The following is a 2556-nucleotide window of genomic DNA, read 5'->3' as shown; positions in this document are numbered from 1 at the left end:
TCCACCATATGGGGGTATAGCTCAGCTGGGAGAGCACCTGCCTTGCACGCAGGGGGTCAGGAGTTCGAATCTCCTTATCTCCACCATTGAAAACAGTCTTGTATAAGACTGTTTTTTTATTTTTTTGTTAATTTCAAATGGTATATAAGGCATACTTACATACTATTAATTATGTAAGTAACATTTAAATATAAATCTAAATCTTCTATGAAATTTTTGATGAAATAATTAGTAGGGAATTGTAGTAAGGTATAATTTTTATTAGAATAGCTAATATAATTGAATTAAATTGGGGATTTTGCAATGCACAAGGAATAAAATTCCGTATAACATAATATTATATTGAATAAAATTTTTCAAAGTGTTATAATTAGGAAATATAAGATTAAAATTGAATTATTTTATTGTTAGGAGATTTATTGTGAAAAATGAAATGAATTGTACAGTTATAATAAAAAGTTTATATCCTGCCATGCATGAAGGTGAGAAGAGAATAGCAGATTTTATTTTAAAACAGTCAGAAAATATTATTAATATGACTGTAGCACAAATTTCAAGAGAAATAGGAGTTGCAGATTCTAGTATAGTTAGATTCTGTAAAAAACTAGGGTTTAATGGTTTTACTCAATTAAAAATAAACTTGGCAAAAAACATACAAAAATCAGAAGAGTCTATATTACAAGATATAAATAAAAAGGATAGTCCATATATAATAGCCTCAAAGGTTTTTGATTCTAGTATAAAAGCACTTAAAGATTCTAGTGACATGTTAGATGAAAGAGAATTAGATAAGGCAGTTAATGCTTTAATTAGTGCAAAAAGAATCGAATTTTATGGAGTGGGTACTTCAGCTACTATAGCGATGGATGCATACTATAGATTTATGAGAATTGGATTACCAGCATACGCAGCAATAGATTCTCATATTAGCAAAGTTTCAGCTAATATGCTTGATAAAGATTGTGTAGCAGTTGGAATTTCTCATACAGGTAGAACAAAGGAGACTATAAATACTCTTAAAATCGCAAAAGATAAAGGTGCTAAAGTAATTTGTTGTACTAGTTTTTTAGATTCTCCAATAACAGATATAGCTGATATAAAACTCATAACTTCTACAGTTGAAACTAAATTTATGAAGGAAGCAGTTGTTTCACGCATTGCTCAAATTGTACTTTTAGATAGTTTATATACTTGTATTGTAGCTAAAAAGTATAATATGGCTTCTAAGAATTTAGATAACATGGGAGAAATATTAAATAATATGAGATTATAGAAATTAGGAGGAATGAGTAATGAAAGAATTAAAATATTTAATAGATTTAGATGGTACTATTTATAGAGGAGCAGAACCTATAGAATATGCAAAAGAATTTATTAATTATCTTAAGAAAAACAATCGTAAGTTTTTAATTGTAACTAATTGTCCATTTAATGATCCAAAAGGAGTAGTTAATAAATTAGCAAATATGGATATAGAAGTTAGTGAAAAAAATGTTTTGACTTCAGGTCAAGCCACTGCAGCATACATGTATAAAAATAAAGTAGCTAAAACAGTTTTTGTAATAGGAAGCGAAGCTTTAAAAAATGAATTTGTAATTAGAGGATTTCAGCTTGTAGATGAAAATCCTGATGCGGTTGTAGTAGGTTATGATAAGTATTTTGATTATAAAAAAATGACAAAAGCAGTTCAAGCTATAATGAATGGTGCCAAGTTTATATGTACTAATGAAGATAATATAATACCAGACGGGGATAAAATAGTTCCTCATACTGGAGCAATAGCCAAAAGTATTGAATGTGCAACAAATAAAAAACCGCTTATGATAGGAAAACCTGAAAAATATATTGTAGATGAAGCATTAGATATATTAGGAAGTGATAAAAATGAATGCTGTATTATTGGAGATAGATTAGATACAGACATACTTACAGGAGTAAATCATGGACTTTACTGCTATCTTGTTTTAACAGGAGTTACTTGTAAAGAGCAGCTTTATTCATCAGAAATAAAACCTACAAGGGTATTTAAAAATCTAAGAGAAATTATGGTTTGCGATAAAGGAAAATAAGCTTATGGAAATAAAATAAATCACTGGTGCTAAATATTTATATACTATTCGAAAAAGTAGTAGTGGAGATACTATAGAACATTACGATAATGAGTGAGGAACTATTATCTTTGATTATACCTTTCCAAGTGTATCATTATAAGAATAGTATAGAAAAATGAAGATAAATATAGAAAATAAAATATAATTTAAATAGATAGAGTATATTTGATGAAATAAGTCTAAAATTTATGATAAAATACTCTTTGTCGTCGCAAAATGACGACAGGTTAACAACGAAGTATGAATTTAAACAAGTTAAAAAAAATGTTGACAAGTATGAATTGAGATGATATACTAAACAAGCTGTCACAAGGTGGCGAAAGAAATTGGTCTTTGAAAATTAAACAGAAGTAAGGAAACACAGTCAGTCAATAAATTTGAGTAAAGATTAAACTTTTAAATTGAGAGTTTGATCCTGGCTCAGGACGAACGCTGGCGGCGTGCC

2 protein-coding genes and 1 tRNA gene are annotated in these 2556 nt (G+C 28.5%); all 3 read left to right on the top strand.

What is annotated here, in order from left to right; translation table 11 throughout:
• The first annotated feature begins 10 nt into the window (after nt 1-10).
• The 3 genes from OXH55_RS19850 (at nt 11) to OXH55_RS19840 (ending at nt 2069) form a co-directional block, all read left to right on the top strand.
• Nucleotides 11-86 (top strand) — tRNA-Ala (locus OXH55_RS19850).
• A 335-nt stretch (nt 87-421) separates the two neighbouring features.
• On the top strand, nt 422-1273 hold the full coding sequence (locus OXH55_RS19845) for a MurR/RpiR family transcriptional regulator (protein WP_268051883.1): 852 nt from the start codon (nt 422-424) through the stop codon (nt 1271-1273).
• A 19-nt stretch (nt 1274-1292) separates the two neighbouring features.
• Nucleotides 1293-2069 (top strand): HAD-IIA family hydrolase, encoded by a 777-nt coding sequence (locus OXH55_RS19840; protein ID WP_268051882.1) that lies wholly within the window; start codon nt 1293-1295, stop codon nt 2067-2069.
• The last annotated feature ends 487 nt before the right edge of the window (nt 2070-2556 follow it).

The sequence above is a fragment of the Clostridium ganghwense genome, from assembly GCF_026735165.1.
GTDB lineage: Bacteria > Bacillota > Clostridia > Clostridiales > Clostridiaceae > Clostridium_H > Clostridium_H ganghwense.
Note: the sequence above shows the minus strand (reverse complement) of the source record. Positions and strands in the feature narration are given on the sequence as shown.

What these genes read in the sequence shown, in the direction of transcription:
- OXH55_RS19840 (WP_268051882.1), top strand. Translation starts at nt 1,293, where the DNA reads ATGAAAGAATTAAAATATTTAATAGATTTAGATGGTACTATTTATAGA.